Origin of the sequence: Catenulispora acidiphila DSM 44928 (assembly GCF_000024025.1) — a bacterium.
GTDB lineage: Bacteria > Actinomycetota > Actinomycetes > Streptomycetales > Catenulisporaceae > Catenulispora > Catenulispora acidiphila.
The window spans coordinates 9700397-9716624 of sequence record NC_013131.1 but is presented as its reverse complement, the minus strand read 5'-3'; the positions used below and the strand labels follow the sequence as shown (position 1 = coordinate 9716624).

The window sequence follows — 16228 nt, the reverse complement described above, 5'->3', positions numbered from 1 at the left end:
GACCAGGCCGGGACCCGTTCGCACCCCCGCCATCTGCCACACGCTGTAGTAACGACAAGGTAGCCTCAGTCCTGTGACCTCCTCCATGGCCCAATTCCTGGCCTTCAATCCGATCTCCGCGACGGACTGGATCAACGCGCTCGGCAACTTCGCCGTGCTCGGAGTCTGCGCGATCATCTTCGCCGAGACCGGTCTGATGATCGGTTTCTTCATGCCCGGCGACTCGCTGCTGTTCATCGCCGGCCTGCTCACCCTGTCGGGCAAGACGTCCACCGGCGTGACCAACAGCCACCACCTCTCGCTGCCGCTGCTGCTGCTGGCGGTGCCGGTGTGCGCCGTGGCCGGAGCCCAGCTCGGGCACTATCTCGGCGCGCGCTTCGGCCGGCCGCTGTTCGACAAGCCGGACAGCCGCCTGTTCAAGCGCAAGCACGTCGACAAGGCCGAGGAGGTGTTCCACCAGTACGGCGAGACCAAGGCCGTGGTGCTGGCGCGCTTCATCCCGGTCGTGCGCACGTTCATGAACCCGGTCGCCGGCGTGCTGGAGATGCCCGCCAAGAAGTTCTTCGTGGCGAACCTGATCGGCGGGGTCATCTGGGCCGACGGCGTGCTGCTGCTGGGCCGGCTGGCGTCCAACGTGATCAGCGCCGACAAGGTCGACAAGTACATCATCCCGATCACCCTGGTCATCGTGGTGCTCTCGCTGCTGCCGATCTTCTTCGAGTGGCGCAAGTCCCGCAAGGCCGGCCCGGCCGCGCCCGCCGGCTACCCGGCCGACGACCAGGATTCGGTCGCATCGAGCGGCCGGCACCGCAGCCGGTAAACTGCGCCCCAGCAGCGCTAATCCGAATGCGACCGTCCCACCCAAGGAGACAACAGCGATGGCTATCGCGACCCCTGAGGTCTACCGCGAGATGCTCGACCGGGCCAAGGCCGGCCGGTTCGCCTACCCCGCGATCAACGTGACCTCCTCCCAGACGCTGAACGCCGCCCTGCGCGGCTTCGCCGAGGCCGAGAGCGACGGCATCCTCCAGATCTCCACCGGCGGCGCGGAGTATCTGTCCGGTTCGGTGAAGGACATGGTCGTCGGCTCGGTGGCGCTGGCGGAGTACGCCCACGTGGTCGCGGCCCACTACGACGTCACCGTGGCCCTGCACACCGACCACTGTCCCAAGGACAAGCTCGACGGCTTCATGCGGCCGCTGATCGAGGTCTCCACCGAGCGGGTGAAGGCCGGACAGCAGCCTTTGTTCCAGTCCCACATGTGGGACGGCTCGGCGGTGCCGCTGGAGGAGAACCTGCAGATCGCGCAGGAACTGCTCGCCAAGTGCGCGGCGGCGAACATCGTCATGGAGCTGGAGATCGGCGTCGTCGGCGGCGAGGAGGACGGCGTCGCCAACGAGATCAACGACAAGCTCTACACCACGCCCGAGGACGCGCTGAAGACCGTCGACGCGATCGGCCTCGGCGAGAAGGGCGCCTACCTGCTGGCGGCCACCTTCGGCAACGTGCACGGCGTCTACAAGCCGGGCAACGTCAAGCTCCGCCCGGCGATCCTGAAGGACCTGCAGGACGCGGTCGCGGCCAAGCACGCCGGCCACGGCGACAAGCCGTTCGAGCTGGTCTTCCACGGCGGCTCCGGCTCCACCCTGGAGGAGATCCGGGAGGCCCTGGACTACGGCGTGGTGAAGATGAACATCGACACCGACACGCAGTACGCGTTCACCCGGCCGGTCGTGGACCACATGTTCAAGAACTACGACGGCGTCCTGAAGGTCGACGGCGAGGTCGGCAACAAGAAGACCTACGACCCGCGCACCTACGGCAAGGCGGCGGAGGCGGGCATGGCCGCGCGCGTCGTCGAGGCGTGCACGGACCTGCGTTCCGTGGGCACGAAGCTGAAGTAGTCCGCGGAGACCGCGAAGACAACGCTAAGCGGGGCGTACTCCTTATTTGAGGAGTACGCCCCGCTTTCGGTTTCCCTAGAAGGAATACCGCGCACGTCCCGAGAACCGCTCGAATCCCAGCTGCCGGTACACCGGTGCGCCAAGCGCGGTGGCGGTCAGCGTCGCGCTCTTCGCCCCGGCACGGAACGCGCCGTCCACTGCGGCAGCGGAGACCAGCGCACCGAGCCCGCGCTTGCGGGCGGAGGTCTTGGTGGCGACCCAGAACAGCCCGGCGGAGTCCTCATGCCGGAACGCCAAGGCGGCGGCAGCCGGTTTCCTCTCCAAGTACGCGACGAACGCATGGACGCGCGGATTGAGGAGCACTGCGTGCGACGCGAAGTGCTGCACTGTCTCCGGGTCCTGCTCCGCCTCTATCCGCAGTGCCCTATGCACCTCCGCGAACGAGTCCGCCTCCTCGATATCGCGGACCTCGGCGAGTTCGACGTCGAATCCCGGAGTGGGGACTGCGGGCGCCGAAGCGATCCCCATGTCCTCCAGCTCTATACCGCGCTGCATACCCGCGCTCTCGGCTGCCGCTATAAGGTCCGTGTCTCCGTCGACCGACACCCAGAGGTTCAGCTGCTGACCGTGCTCCGTACCGAAGGACTGGAACGCCGCTATGGCCTTCTCTGGCGGGACTGCGCGGTCCAGCCGCCGTGCGGAGCTGTAGAACAGCGAACGCAGATAGGGACGCGCTGACGCCACCATCAGCATCCCCGCGTCCTCGCCGACGACAGTGTCGGCCTCCTGCTCCGCGAAGAGGCGCGCCGCGGCCGCAGTGGTCCGGTCGCTCTGGTCCAGGAAAGTCATACCGCGCATCATCCCCACATCGGTGGGACTGCGCGCGGTCAAAACAACCCGCTTATAGTCGGCTACTCACGTAGAGGCGCTCGGTACCGGTGGGGGGAGGATCTCGGGGATCGCCAGGGAGTGCGGACCGTCGACAGGGTCGAGTTCGTAAAGCATCCGCCGCACCTCGTCCAACAGGGACCCGTGCACGGACCACTTCTCCACTGCGTTCGCTCCCATGGGGAGCATGTCCTCTATCGCCGAGAGCTGATGGTCCGCGGCAGCGGTGAGGATGACCTTCAGCTCCTCCAGGACCTGCCGGCTGTCCCGGTCCGGGATCTGCAGACGGCCGAACCGGTTCAGGGCCCGGCCGACGTCCAGCAGCAGTATCGACAGCGCCTCGGGGACCTCGGTGGTGGCCGGCAGGCCGCGGGCGCCGTTCGCCAGGTCGTTCAGACCCCGCAGCAGGCTGTTGAGCTGCGAGGAGACGTGGCTCAGGCAGATCGCCGCCTGGTCGACGCGGTTGACCTCCTGCTCGAGCGCGGAGCGCCGGGGGTGGTAGCGGACGGCCTCCTCGGCCTGGTCGGCGATGTCCTCGGCGTCGTGGCTGTCGCCGGCCAGGGCGCGGGAGCGCTCCAGCCACTTGCGGGTGTCGGTCCCGGACCACTTGGTGCTCAGCGCCTTGGAGACGTCCCGGCACAGCTGTGCTAGGTCGTCGGCCAGGTCCGCGAGGTCCTTGGCGGCGGTGGCGCTGTAGGTCGGCGGCGCGATCAGCGCGTTGGCGACCACGCCGACCCCGGCGCCGAGCAGGGTGTCCCAGATGCGCTCGACGCCGTAGCCCTTGCCCAGGCTGTAGACCAGCAGCGAGGTGGTCGCGACCTGGTTGACCTGGGTTCCCAGGCGCAGGGTCCGGCCGATGATCAGCGCGGTGATCACCAGGATCGACAGCGTGTACCAGGTCAGGTCGATGAACCGGCCGATCACCAGCGCCGCGACGACGCCCAGCAGGACCGCCGCGACCTGCTGCAGGCCGCGCCGGAAGGTCTGGTAGATGGTGACCTGCATGGTGATCAGGACGGCCACCGGCGCCAGGACCGCGTGGAACTGGGGATGGCCGTGATAGATCACCCGCTTGGCGAGCTCCCAGGCGACCGCGCACGCCAGGGCGGTCTTGAGCGTCTGGGCGAAGGCGTCGCGCTCGCGGCTGAACCAGTGCCGCACCCCGTGCAGGCGCAGGACCTGCACCGAGTGCTCGATCCCGGAGCGCAGGGTGATGTTGCCACGGTCGAGCAACTCCCTGGTGAACTCGCCTACGGAGTCCGTGGAGCGTGGCATGGGGGAATCATGGCAGACCGATCATGCCGGCGGCGCTAGGCGGCGCCTTCGTGAGACAGCGCATGGTGACCTTGAGGCTCACTCCGGGATACCCTGATCGCGCCATCATTTTGATACGACTGGTACCCCCAGCGGACTGGATCGTTGACAGATAGAGAGCCCATGGATTCCGCAGAGTCCCGCCTGGCGGTCGGGGTCGTCGGCACCGGCCGCGTCGGCTCGGCGCTCGGCGCCGCCCTCCAGCGCGCCGGCCACCGCGTGGTCGCCGCCTCCGGCGTCTCCGAGCAGTCGGTCCGACGTGCCGACAAGCTCCTCCCCGACGTACCCCTGCTACCGCCGCAGGAAGTGCTGGCAGTCGCCGACCTGGCGCTGCTCACCGTCCCCGACGACGCGCTGCCCGGCCTGATCGAGGGCCTCGTGGCGACCGGCTCGATCAAGCCGGGGACGATACTGGCCCACACCTCCGGCCGCTTCGGCTACACCGTCCTGGACGCCGCGACACGCGCCGGCGCCCTGCCGCTCGCGCTGCACCCCGCGATGACCTTCACCGGCACCGAGGTGGACGTGGCGCGGCTGGCCGGGTGCTCCTTCGGGGTGACCGCGCCGGACCCGCTCCGTCCCATCGCCGAGGCGCTGGTGGTGGAGATGGGCGGGGAGCCGGAGTGGATCGAGGAGTCGGCGCGTCCGCTGTACCACGCAGCCCTCGCGTACGGCTCGAACTACCTGGTCACTCTGGTCGCGCAGGCCAAGGACCTGCTCGCCGCGGCGGGCGTCCGGGAGCCGGGCCGCATGCTCGGCCCGCTTCTCGGCGCCGCGCTGGACAACGCCTTGCGCTCCGGCGACTTGGCGCTGACCGGTCCGGTGGCGCGCGGTGACGCCGGAACCGTGGCGGCGCATCTGGAGGTCCTTGCGGAGCGGGACCCCCAGGCTGCCCGTGGCTATCGCGCCCTAGGACGCCTCACCGCGGACCGCGCCATGGCCTCCGGACTGCTCTCCGCCGAGAAAGCCGAATCGCTGCTCGGAGTTCTGAACAAGGAGCCTGACGCATGACCGCGCTCGTCCACACTCGCGCCGAACTGCAGCCCTTCCTTGACGGTTTCGCCAATGGGAAGCGCGGAGTCGTCATGACTATGGGGGCGCTCCATGAGGGCCACCTAGAGCTCTTTAAGCAGGCGCGCCACGACTGCGACCTTGTCGTCGCCACCATCTTCGTGAACCCGCTCCAGTTCGGCCCGAACGAGGACTTCGACCGCTACCCGCGGACGCTCGACGACGACCTGAAGCTCTGCGCGGAAGCCGGAGTGGACGTCGTCTATGCGCCCGCCGTGGAGGAGGTCTACCCGGGCGGCCAGCCCATCGTGAAGGTCACCCCGGGACCGATGGGAGAGACGCTGGAAGGCGCCTTCCGCCCCGGCTTCTTCACCGGCGTCCTGACGATCGTGAACAAGCTGCTCAACCTGACGGACCCGGACAAGGCGTTCTTCGGGCAGAAGGACGCGCAGCAACTCGCTCTGGTGCGCCGCATGGTGCTGGACCTGAACATGCCGGTGGAGATCATCGGCGTCCCGACAGTCCGGGACGAGGACGGCCTCGCCAAGTCCAGCCGCAACCGGTACCTCAGCTCTGAGGAGCGCGCTACAGCGCTCACTCTGTCGCGCGCACTGTTCGCCGGACAGGAGAAAGCCACAGAGGGCGCCGACGCAGTGCGGGACGCAGCGAACGCGGTCCTGGAGCGGACCACCGCGACCGGCGAGCTGACCGTGGACTACCTCGCACTGGTCGACCCGCGGGACTTCTCCGAGGTCCCGCCGGCGTTCACCGGACAAGCCGTGCTCGCGGTGGCGGCGCGCGCCGGCACCACCCGCCTCATCGACAACCTGCCCCTCACCCTCACCCCCCACGGAGCCCGCTGATGTACCGCACGATGCTCAAGTCGAAGATCCACCGCGCGACCGTCACGCAGGCCGATCTGCACTACGTGGGCTCGGTGACGATCGACGAGGACCTGATGGACGCCGCGGACCTGCTGTCCGGCGAACAGGTCGCGATCGTCGACATCGACAACGGCGCCCGGTTGGAGACGTACGTCATACCCGGGCAGCGGGGGACCGGCGTGATCGGCATCAACGGCGCCGCGGCACGCCTGGTGCACCCGGGGGACCTGGTCATTCTGATCTCCTACATGCAGGTGGACGACGTCGAGGCGCGTAGTCTTCAGCCGAAGGTGGTGCACGTCGACACCGAGAACCGGATCGTCGCCCTGGGCGCCGATCCGGCCGAGCCGGTGCCGGGCTCACAGGTATTGAGCCGGGGCGACGTCACCGCGAACTGACGGGGTACCGGCCAACCGGTACGTAAGGGGAAAAGAACATGGTCCAGCGGCTGAGGGCACCCCATCCGGGGTGGCGGGCGTACGCGGACACGGTCGTGGTGGGCTCCGGCGTGGCCGGCATCACGGCGGCGCTGGCGGCGCGGCAGGCCGGCAGCGTGCTGCTGGTGACGAAGGCCCGCCTGCAGGACGGTTCGACGCGCTGGGCGCAGGGCGGCATCGCCGCGGCGCTCGGCGTCGGCGACACCACCGAAGCGCATCTGCAGGACACGCTGGTCGCCGGTGCGGGCATCTGCGACGAGGACGCGGTGCGGATCCTGGTGACCGAGGGTCCGGCGGCGGTGCGCCGGCTGATCGCCCTGGGCGCGGAGTTCGACAAGACCGCGGAGGGCGACATAGCGCTCGGCCGCGAGGGCGGGCACCTGGTCCACCGCATCGCCCACGCCGGCGGCGACGCCACCGGCAAGGAGATCTCCCGCGCGCTGATCGCGGCGCTGGAGCACACCATCGGCGAGATCGAGGTCATCGACCACGCGCTGGTGCTGGACCTGCTCAAGGACGAGCACGGCGGCGCCGCCGGCGTCACGCTGCACGTCATGGGCGAGGGCGCGCGCGACGGCGTGGGCGCGGTGCACGCCAAGGCCGTGGTGCTGGCCACCGGCGGCATGGGGCAGGTCTTCGACGCCACCACGAACCCCTCGGTCGCCACCGGGGACGGCGTCGCCATGGCGCTGCGCGCCGGAGCGACGGTCGCGGACCTGGAGTTCGTGCAGTTCCACCCCACGGTGATGTGGCTGGGAGGCGCGGCGCGCGGTCAGCAGCCGCTGATCTCCGAGGCGGTCCGCGGCGAGGGCGCGCACCTGGTGGACGGCGACGGCGTCCGCTTCATGGTCGGGCAGCATCCACTAGCCGAACTGGCGCCGCGCGATGTCGTCGCCAAGGGCATCATGCGGCGTATGGCGGAGACCGGAGAGCCGCATATGTGGCTCGACGCACGGACCGGCGTAGCTGAGTTCTCTGATGAGCTCTGGCGTACGCGGTTCCCCACTATCCGCGAGTCCTGCCTCAAGCACGGGATCGATCCGGCCAAGGATCTGATCCCGGTCGCACCGGCGCAGCACTTTGCGTCCGGCGGCCTGCGCACGGATATATGGGGACGTACTTCCATTCCCCGCTTGTACGCGTGCGGAGAAGCCGCCTGTACCGGAGTGCATGGAGCGAACCGCCTAGCGTCCAACTCCCTGTTGGAAGGCCTGGTGTTCGCGGAGCGCATCGGCGCGGACCTCGGCAAGCGCCTGCCCTGGACGGAGACCCCGGTGCCGGTCGAGGCACCGGAGGACGTGGTGGACGTGCTGCTGGAGCCGTCGGTGATGGCCGAGGTGCAGCACACCATGACCGCCGGCGCGGGAGTGCTGCGCAGCGCGGAGTCGCTGGACCGCACCACCGACGAGCTGGAGCGGCTCGCCGAGCGCGGCGCGGAGGCTCCGCACCTGGAGGCGTGGGAGGCGACGAACCTGCACCTGCTCGCCAGCGCGCTGGTGAAGGGCGCGTCCCTGCGCAACGAGACCCGGGGGTCGCACTGGCGCGAAGACTTCCCGGAGAGCGCCGACCGCTGGCTGGTGCGGCTGGCGACCCGCCTGGACCCCGGGACCGGCAAGCTGGTCACCGAGAAGCAGCCGCTGCGCAGCGCAGAGATGGATGGAGTGAAGCCCTGATGAGCTCGTTGTCCCCGGACGTCGCCAAAGCCCTGACCGACGGCGGCCTGGACCCGGAGTACGTGGCTTCGGTGATCATGATGGCCCTGGACGAGGACCTGGCCGACGGTCCGGACGTCACCACCGAGGCCACGGTCTCCGCCGACGCAACCGACACCGCGGACTTCGCCGCCCGCGCGGTCGGCGTCGCCGCCGGCGTCCCGGTCGCCGCCGCGGTGTTCGATCTCGTGTCGCAGGGCACGGCGAAGATCCGGCAGGCCGTGAAGGACGGCGACCGGGTCGAGCCCGGGACCGTGCTGCTCACCGTCACCGGCGCCACCCGGGACCTCCTCACCGGGGAACGCACAGCGTTGAACCTCCTGTGCCACCTCTCCGGGGTCGCTACGCAGACCCGCCTATGGGTGGACGCGGTAGAGGGCACCGGTACGAAGATCCGTGACACCCGCAAGACCACGCCCGGACTGCGCGCCCTGGAGAAGTACGCGGTGCGGTGCGGCGGCGGCGAGAACCACCGCATGTCGCTGTCCGACGCCGGACTGGTGAAGGACAACCACGTGGTGGCCGCCGGCGGCGTCGTCGAGGCCTTCGAGGCGGTGCGCAAGGCGCATCCCGGACTGCCGATCGAGGTCGAGATTGACTCGCTGGAGCAGCTGCCCGGGGTGCTCGCGGCCGGCGCCGAGCTGATCCTGCTGGACAACTTCACGCCGGAGCGCATGCGAGCGGCGGTCCAGGTGACCGGACGCAATGAGCTGTACGGACGGACCCGGCTGGAGGCGTCCGGCGGACTGACGCTGGACCTGGCGCGCGCCGTCGCCGAGACCGGTGTGGACTACATCTCCGTCGGGGCGCTGACGCACTCGGCGCCGATCCTGGACGTCGGCTCGGACTTCCGCGAAGAAGGGAAGTAGCTCTGTGCTTCTGACCATTGACGTCGGCAACACCCAGACCGTCTACGGCCTGTTCGAGGGCGAGGAGATCGTCGACCACTGGCGGGTCGCCACGGACCCGCGGCGGACCTCGGACGAGCTGTCGGTGATGACGCAGGGACTGCTGAGCCAGCACTCGACGGCCGGCAAGCCCGGCGGGCTCACAGGGTTGTCGATCTGTTCCACGGTGCCCTCGGTGCTGCACGAGATGCGGGACATGAGCAAGCGGCACTACGGCGACGTCCCGACGGTGATGGTGGAGCCCGGGGTGAAGACCGGGGTGCCGATCCTGGTCGACAACCCCAAGGAAGTCGGCGCGGACCGCATCATGAACGCGCTCGCGGCGCACTACCTGTACGACGGACCGGTGATCGTGGTCGACTTCGGGACCGCGACGTCCTTCGACGCGGTCTCGGCCAAGGGCGAGTTCTTAGGCGGGGCGATAGCGCCCGGGATAGAGATATCGGTCGAGGCGCTGGGGATGCGCGGGGCGCAGCTGCGCAAGATCGAGCTGACGAAGCCGCGGAGCATCATCGGGAAGAACACTGTCGAGTGCATGCAGTCGGGAATCCTCTATGGGTTCGCCGGGCAGGTCGACGGAGTGGTGCACCGGATGGCCGAGGAGATGGCCGAGGATCCGGACGACGTGACGGTGGTCGCCACCGGCGGGCTCGCGGCGCTGGTGCTGGACGAGTCCGAAGTGGTGGACGTGCACGAGCCGTGGCTGACGCTGGTCGGGCTGCGGCTGGTGTACGAGCGGAACAGCGCGAGCTGATTCGGCGAGGCGGGACGCAGAACACAGAACGCTATACGGACCGCTATACGGACGGCTTATACGGACCGCTATACGCGGAACGCTAGACGGAACGCGGGGCGGCGGCCGACGGAAAACCGTTCGGCCGCCGCCCCGTCCGCGTGTTTGCATGACCGGGTGGAAACGACGGAGATCCTCGCAGCGGCCTCGGCGGTGCTCGGCACGGAGCTGACCGACCCGGTCGATCTCGGCGGGAGCCACCGGAGCACGGTGCTGCGGGTGCGCACGGCCGCCGGAGACACGGTGATCCTCAAAGCCCATAAGGAGCACGCCGCCTATGCCGCTGAGGCCGGCGGGCTGCGGCTGACGGACCTGGGTCCCCGGCTGCTCGCGGAGGACGCGGAGCACCTGCTGATCGTCATGGAAGACCTCGGCGACGCCCCGAACCTCGCCGATCTGCTGCTCGGCGGCGATGCGGAACAGGCCCGCGCGGCGCTCATCCAGTGGGCCACGACGTACGGGCGGCTCGCCGTGCAGACCGCGGGGCGCGAGAGCGAGCTGGGGCAGGCGTCCGGGCAGTGGGTCACCGAGGACATGGCGAAGCTGCCGGACCTCCTCAAGGTGCTCGACGTCGCGGCGCCGCCAGGGCTGGCCGCCGACCTCGACGCGGTGACCGCCCTGGACCACGACCGGTTCCGGGTCTTCTCGCCGGGCGACATCTGCCCCGACAACAATCTGCTGACGCCCGAAGGACTGCGGCCGATCGATTTCGAGGGCGCGGGATTCCACTCGGTCTTCCTGGACGCCTCCTACAGCCGGATGCCGTTCGGGAGTTGCTGGTGTGTGTACCGGCTGCCGAAAAGCTTCTCGATGGAAGCGGAGCGCGCTTATCGCGGCGAGGTGGTGCGGGTCTATCCGGAGTTGGCCGACGACCGGATCTGGCGCCCCGGGGTGCGGCTGGCGTCGGTCGCCTATGTGGTCGCGATGACGCAGTGGCTGATGCCGGGCGCCGTGGAGGAGGACCGGCCGATGAACCGGAAGCGCGATCCGATCGCCAGCGTGCGGCAGGTGCTGCGCTACCGGTGGGAGGTGACGGCGGCCGCATTGGAGCGCGCGGAGGAGCTGCCCGCCGCCGCGGCGGTCTTCCGGGCGCTGCTGGCGCGGACGGAGGACTGGCTCGTGCCGGATCTGCCGCGCTACCCGGCGTTCAGCGCCTGAGCGGAGCGCGAACGACCGGATAGGGCCCTCACCGGGTAGCGCGCCCGGACCGGACAGCGCCCTCACCGGGTACCGCCGCTGACCGCGCCATCGAGCTTGTCCTCGACCGCACCCCGACCGAATCAGCCCGCCACATGGTATTCGGTTGCGGCCCGGTGAACCCCGCCAAGTAGCCTTGACCCATGACCGAAACCACCCCGCCTCCGGCGCAGCCCGAGTCCGACCTCCCTGAGCAGATCCGCATCCGCCGGGAGAAGCTGGACAAACTGCGCGAGCGCGGCGTGGACCCGTACCCGGTCGGGTACCCGCGGACCGCGACCGTCGCGGAGCTCCGGGCCGAATACAGCGATCTGGAGGCGGACGTCGCCACCGGGCAGCGCGCCGGGATCACCGGGCGCGTCGTGCTCTCGCGCACCGGCGGCAAGCTGTGCTTCGCCACGCTGCGCGAGGGCGAGTTCGAGATCCAGGCGATGTTCTCGCTGGACCGGCTCGGCGCGGAGTCGCTGGAGAACTGGAAGGGCGACGTCGACCTCGGCGACCTGGTCGGCGTCACCGGTGAGATCATCACCTCGCGGCGCGGCGAGCTCTCCATCATGGTCGAGAGCTGGGCCATCACCGCGAAGTGCCTGCGGCCGCTGCCGGACAAGCACAAGGGACTCAACGACCCGGAGGCGCGCGTGCGCCAGCGGTACGTCGACCTGATCGTGAACCCCGAGGCGCGGCGGATGCTGTTCACACGCTCGGACCTGGTCCGCTCGCTGCGCTCCAGCCTGGGCCGGCGCGGGTACACCGAGGTCGAGACGCCGATGCTGCAGCCGATCCACGGCGGCGCGAACGCCCGGCCCTTCGAGACCCACATCAACGCCTACGACATGAAGCTCTACCTGCGCATCGCCCCGGAGCTGTACCTCAAGCGGCTGCTGGTCGGCGGCGTGGAGAAGGTCTTCGAGATCAACCGGAACTTCCGGAACGAGGGCGCGGACTCCACCCACAGCCCGGAGTTCACCATGCTGGAGGCCTACGAGGTCTACGGCGACTACGACGTCATGCAGAAGCTGACGCAGCAGACGATCCAGGAGGGCGCCGAGGCGATCTTCGGCTCCCAGGTCGCCCGCCGGCTCAACGCCGAGGGGGAGGTCGAGGAGTTCGACATCAGCGGGGACTGGAAGTCGGTCACCGTCAACGACGCGGTCTCCGCCGCGCTCGGCGAGGAGATCTCCGCCGACACCGAGATCGGCGCGCTGAAGAAGCTGTGCGACTCCGCCGGCATCCCCTACGCCCCGGGCTGGACGCGCGGCCAGGTGGTGCTGGAGATGTACGAGCACCTGGTCGAGGACAAGACGGTCCTGCCGACGTTCTACCGGGACTTCCCGAAGGACGTCTCGCCGCTGACCCGGGCGCACCGCACCGATCCGCGGCTCGCCGAGCGCTGGGACCTGGTCGGCTGGGGCGCGGAGATCGGGACCGGCTACTCCGAGCTGATCGACCCGGTGGACCAGCGCGAGCGGTTCACCGAGCAGTCGCTGCTGGCGGCCGGGGGAGACCCGGACGCGATGCAGTTGGACGAGGACTTCCTGCGGGCTCTGGAATACGCGATGCCGCCCGCCGGCGGAATCGGCGTCGGCATCGACCGGATTCTGATGGCGCTCACCGGGCGGCTGATCCGGGAGACCATCCTGTTCCCGTTCGTGAAGCCCGCGTAGGTACTCTGGCAGGACCGACAAACACCTCGTTGAGTCGAGGGGGAAGCGACACGATGATGGGCAATCTGGGCCTTTATGTACCGTCGTTCGTGGTGGCGGTAGCGTTCATCTACGTCATCAGGCTCATTGTCGTGTCGCAGAACCCTCAGAAGAGGGCTGAGTCACGGGCGCGCGAGCTGGAAGCAGAGCGCAATGATCCGCGCTTTGGTCCGAAATCCGGCTCACGGTCGGACACCGCATAGCGTCCTGTTAATGTCGTGCGCGTGACGGAAGCTCTGGCTGTGGACGGCGAAAACCTCAACGGCGATCTGTTGGCCGGCCGCGCGCAGGCGCTGGCTTTGGTCCGGCAAGGGTTCGCGGCCGTCAGTGCGCGGCCGGAAGTTTTTACCAATTCTTTGTACGAGGACTTCTTCACCTCCAACCCGCGATACCGCAAGTACTTCGCGGCCGGGGACGAGGCGCGGCGCGACGAGCGCACGATGGAGGCCGCGACCCGGGTTCTGGCCGGGCTGGACCGCCCCGGCACGCTCTTGCCCTTGTTGCGGAGACTCGCTCTGGAGTACCGCAAATACGGGGTCCGCGAGCCGCATTACCGGGCCTTCGCCGGCTCGGTGATGACGGCCCTGGAGCGCACCATAGGCGAGGCCTGGACCTACGAGGCCGCGGCCGCTTGGGTCGACGAGCTCACCATGGTCGCCTCGGCGATGCTCGGGATCGCCGCCGAGGCCGACGCGCAGGGACCGGCCTATTGGGAGGCCGAGGTCGTCGCGGTCGACCGGATGGGGGAGGACGTGGTCCGGCTGCGGGTCCGCACCGCGTTCCCGTACCCCTACCAGGCCGGACAGTACGCCGCGATCGAGCTCGGGCGGCTGCCCTGGGTGTGGCGGGACTTCTCGTTCGCCGCGGCGCCGGAGGCCGGCGCCGAGGACCCGGAGCACTCGGTCCTGGAGTTCCACGTCCAGCGCACCGCCGACGGCCGGCTGAGCAACGTCGTGCACGACGAGCTGGAGATCGGCGACCGGATCCGGATCGCCGCCCCGGCCGGTGACCTGGCCTTTCCGGCCGGCGCCTCGCGGCTGATCGCGGTCGGGCACGGGACCGGTCTGGCACCCATCGCCGCCCTGCTGCAGGACGCGGCGGCGGCCGGGGACGACCGTCCGGTGCACATCGTGGTCGGGAATTCCCTCAACGCCGCGAAGCCCGCCAAGAAGACCGCCGCGGCCAAGAAGACCGCCAAGGCCGGCGCGGCCAAGGCGGGTCCGGCGGCGGCCAAGAAAGCTCAAAAGACGGCGAAGGCTGCCGCGCCGGCTGCCGAGGCCGCGGGCGGCGAGGACGCCGACCAGGCGCATTACCTCACCGAACGGCTGGCCGAGCTGGCCGCCGCGCACGGCAACGCGGTCGTGGTGTTCCTCGGTGCCGCCGAGGAGCTGCCTCAGCATCTGGACGAATACGTCAAGCGGCTGGCCGACGGCGGGACACTGTCCGGGTGGGGCGGCGTGGCCGTCGGCTCGACCGGCACGGTCCAGGCCTGCCTCGGCGTCCTGGCCGCCGCCGGGGCCGATCCCGCCGACGTGAGAAGCGACCTTTTCGGATGACGACCCCTCTGTCCGCCGCCGATATCACCGTGCGCCGGGCCCGTACCGACGATGTCGGCGCGATCCGCGAACTGCTGGGCCGGTACAAAGACATCCTGCTCCAGAAGCCGGACGTGACGCTTTTCGAGGACATCCAGGAGTTCTGGGTGGCCGAACACGACGGCGACGGCCGGGTGGTCGGCTGCGGCGCCTTGCACGTCTTCTGGCTGGATCTCGCGGAAGTGCGCACCCTGGCCGTGGACCCGGAATGCCGGGGTATGGGGGTAGGTGCGCGAATCCTTGACAAACTAGTCCGTACCGCCGCCAGGATCGGCGTTCGCCGCCTGTTCTGCCTGACGTTCGAAGTGGACTTCTTCGCCGCGCACGGATTCTCCGAGATCAGCGGGGTCCCGGTCCCGCCGCAGATCGAAGCCGAACTGTCGAAGTCCCCCGACGGCGGGGTCGCGGAGTTTTTGGACTTGGAGCAGGTCAAACCCAACACTCTGGGCAATACGCGCATGCTGCGGATCTTGTAGGACCTCACCGCGGGACCGGTGCGGGATTTGATTTCATCAGCGGAATGCGCTTTGCTGACTGGAGGTATATCCCAGAACTGGAGAAAGGCGGGCCGCCCGATGGCCAAGCGCACCATTGAGGTGTTCCACGACGACCTCGACGGCTCCGAGGGCGCGAGCACTGTGAAGTTCGGTCTCGACGGGAAGTCCTACGAGATCGACCTGTCCGAGTCGCATGAGAAGGAATTGCGCAAGGCGCTCGAGAAGTACGTCGGTGCCGCGACCCAGGTGACGGCGCAGTCCGCCTCCGCCTCTGGCCGCCGGAAGTACGGCACGGGTCCGGCGCGCCGCGACACCAAGCACATCCGTGAATGGCTGCGGAACGTCGAGGGCGTGGAAATCAGCGACCGCGGCCGTATTCCGACCGACCTGATGAATCGCTACAACGCCGCCCACTAATGCCTCCCGGTACCCGGCCGAGCCGCACTCGGCCGACGTCGCGGGGGGTGTCGGCACCGGCGCGGACCGCGCCGGGGGCGCCCTGGGCGCCCCGGGCCGGCCGTGCTCAGCGCGCGGCGGCCACCGCCAGCCGGTGGCAGGCCGCGGCCAGGGTGGCCAGCAGGGCGATCAGCTCCGGGGCTTCGGGCAACCCCGGGGTCGGGTAGGCGGGGCGGCGCGCGGTGCCGGGAAGGGCCGCTGCGACGCCCTCACGGGCTCCTCGGACGCCGCCGGCATCGCCGGTGGCGTCAGTGCTGTCCGGGGTGTCCGGGGTGTCCGGGGCATTCAGGGTGCGCGGGGCATTCGGGGTGTGCGACCCGCTCACGCCGCTCCCGCGCCGGCTGTCGGTCCCCGGACGCTGCATCGGGACGGTGGAGGGGTGCAGCCAGCGCACCGGCGGATCGGCCAGCTCCTCGGCCGGGACGGCGGTGAGGTCCAGCCGGACCCCGCCCCAGTCCAGCCACTCCAGCAGTTCGGGCAGGTCCTGGGCGCCTCCGTCGGCCACATAGAACAGCACCCGGCCGCCCGCCGACAGGGCGACCGGTCCCGGCGCGACCGCCGGCTGGCCGTATCCCAGCAGCCTGGACAGCGCTTCGCGCCCCGCGGCTTCCGGTACGGAGACCACGTCCGGCATGTGGATCGACCTCCCCGTTCGCTCTTGGCGTACAGCCTATTCGGGTCTGGGACCCCGCTACCGGGAACACCACGTCAGAGGCGGCGAGTTGGACCTACTGAAAGCCTTGGGAGGTGTGACGGCCCCGGACACAGCGGGGAAGTCGCCCCACCTGCACGGGACGGCGGGACTAGCATCGGTTGCGAGCCCGCCTGCCACCACAGGGGCGGAGCCGATGGTTTGGCACCGCACGGAACCAGCAACACACCAGGGCAAGCGCACGATCTGCACTATCGATCCATACGTCAGCCCGCGA

General features: G+C 69.5%; 17 protein-coding genes. 14 read left to right on the top strand and 3 right to left on the bottom strand.

The annotated features are described in order from the left end of the window. The first annotated feature begins 73 nt into the window (after nucleotides 1–73). The gene (locus tag CACI_RS41445) at nucleotides 74–820 is read left to right on the top strand and encodes a DedA family protein (RefSeq protein WP_223297393.1); all 747 of its coding nucleotides are present in this window, start codon (nucleotides 74–76) and stop codon (nucleotides 818–820) included. A gap of 58 nt (nucleotides 821–878) precedes the next feature. Next, nucleotides 879–1904 carry a class II fructose-bisphosphate aldolase gene (gene fbaA / locus CACI_RS41440; RefSeq protein WP_015796935.1) on the top strand — a complete coding sequence of 342 codons (1026 nt, stop codon included), beginning with the start codon at nucleotides 879–881 and terminating at the stop codon, nucleotides 1902–1904. Nucleotides 1905–1979: 75 nt separating this feature from the next. On the opposite strand, the gene CACI_RS41435 is transcribed toward fbaA, so the two are convergent. After that, nucleotides 1980–2753: a GNAT family N-acetyltransferase gene (locus CACI_RS41435; RefSeq protein ID WP_015796934.1), complete on the bottom strand. Its 774-nt coding sequence runs from the start codon at nucleotides 2751–2753 to the stop codon at nucleotides 1980–1982. 66 nt (nucleotides 2754–2819) lie between these two features. Beyond that, nucleotides 2820–4067 (bottom strand): FUSC family protein, encoded by a 1248-nt coding sequence (locus CACI_RS41430; RefSeq protein ID WP_015796933.1) that lies wholly within the window; start codon nucleotides 4065–4067, stop codon nucleotides 2820–2822. A gap of 162 nt (nucleotides 4068–4229) precedes the next feature. Here CACI_RS41430 and CACI_RS41425 point away from each other — a divergent pair, with 162 nt between their 5' ends. The 12 genes from CACI_RS41425 (at nucleotide 4230) to CACI_RS41375 (ending at nucleotide 15260) form a co-directional block, all read left to right on the top strand. Continuing rightward, complete coding sequence (locus CACI_RS41425; RefSeq protein ID WP_015796932.1) at nucleotides 4230–5117, top strand: Rossmann-like and DUF2520 domain-containing protein; 888 nt, start codon at nucleotides 4230–4232, stop codon at nucleotides 5115–5117. Beyond that, on the top strand, nucleotides 5114–5980 hold the full coding sequence (panC, locus tag CACI_RS41420; protein WP_015796931.1) for a pantoate--beta-alanine ligase: 867 nt from the start codon (nucleotides 5114–5116) through the stop codon (nucleotides 5978–5980). The genes CACI_RS41425 and panC overlap by 4 nt, the downstream gene beginning before the upstream one ends. Then, complete coding sequence (gene panD, locus CACI_RS41415) at nucleotides 5980–6399, top strand: aspartate 1-decarboxylase (protein ID WP_015796930.1); 420 nt, start codon at nucleotides 5980–5982, stop codon at nucleotides 6397–6399. The genes panC and panD overlap by 1 nt, the downstream gene beginning before the upstream one ends. Before the next feature lie 38 nt (nucleotides 6400–6437). After that, on the top strand, nucleotides 6438–8111 hold the full coding sequence (locus CACI_RS41410) for an L-aspartate oxidase (protein ID WP_015796929.1): 1674 nt from the start codon (nucleotides 6438–6440) through the stop codon (nucleotides 8109–8111). Beyond that, nucleotides 8111–9019, top strand: coding sequence for a carboxylating nicotinate-nucleotide diphosphorylase (nadC, locus tag CACI_RS41405; RefSeq protein WP_015796928.1), 909 nt, complete (start codon nucleotides 8111–8113; stop codon nucleotides 9017–9019). The genes CACI_RS41410 and nadC overlap by 1 nt, the downstream gene beginning before the upstream one ends. Nucleotides 9020–9023: 4 nt before the next feature. Continuing rightward, complete coding sequence (locus tag CACI_RS41400; protein ID WP_015796927.1) at nucleotides 9024–9812, top strand: type III pantothenate kinase; 789 nt, start codon at nucleotides 9024–9026, stop codon at nucleotides 9810–9812. A gap of 156 nt (nucleotides 9813–9968) precedes the next feature. After that, nucleotides 9969–11009, top strand: a complete 1041-nt coding sequence (locus tag CACI_RS41395; RefSeq protein WP_015796926.1) for a hypothetical protein — start codon at nucleotides 9969–9971, stop codon at nucleotides 11007–11009. 182 nt (nucleotides 11010–11191) lie between these two features. Beyond that, nucleotides 11192–12712, top strand: a complete 1521-nt coding sequence (gene lysX, locus CACI_RS41390; protein WP_015796925.1) for a bifunctional lysylphosphatidylglycerol synthetase/lysine--tRNA ligase LysX — start codon at nucleotides 11192–11194, stop codon at nucleotides 12710–12712. A gap of 53 nt (nucleotides 12713–12765) precedes the next feature. Continuing rightward, complete coding sequence (locus tag CACI_RS50740) at nucleotides 12766–12954, top strand: hypothetical protein (protein WP_015796924.1); 189 nt, start codon at nucleotides 12766–12768, stop codon at nucleotides 12952–12954. A 21-nt stretch (nucleotides 12955–12975) separates the two neighbouring features. Beyond that, on the top strand, nucleotides 12976–14307 hold the full coding sequence (locus CACI_RS41385; protein ID WP_190276693.1) for a globin domain-containing protein: 1332 nt from the start codon (nucleotides 12976–12978) through the stop codon (nucleotides 14305–14307). Then, nucleotides 14304–14822: an amino-acid N-acetyltransferase gene (locus CACI_RS41380; protein ID WP_015796922.1), complete on the top strand. Its 519-nt coding sequence runs from the start codon at nucleotides 14304–14306 to the stop codon at nucleotides 14820–14822. The genes CACI_RS41385 and CACI_RS41380 overlap by 4 nt, the downstream gene beginning before the upstream one ends. Before the next feature lie 99 nt (nucleotides 14823–14921). Continuing rightward, on the top strand, nucleotides 14922–15260 hold the full coding sequence (locus CACI_RS41375; protein WP_015796921.1) for a histone-like nucleoid-structuring protein Lsr2: 339 nt from the start codon (nucleotides 14922–14924) through the stop codon (nucleotides 15258–15260). Nucleotides 15261–15366: 106 nt separating this feature from the next. Here CACI_RS41375 and CACI_RS41370 read toward each other — a convergent pair whose 3' ends face one another. Then, the gene (locus CACI_RS41370) at nucleotides 15367–15933 is read right to left on the bottom strand and encodes a hypothetical protein (RefSeq protein ID WP_015796920.1); all 567 of its coding nucleotides are present in this window, start codon (nucleotides 15931–15933) and stop codon (nucleotides 15367–15369) included. Nucleotides 15934–16228: the final 295 nt, after the last annotated feature.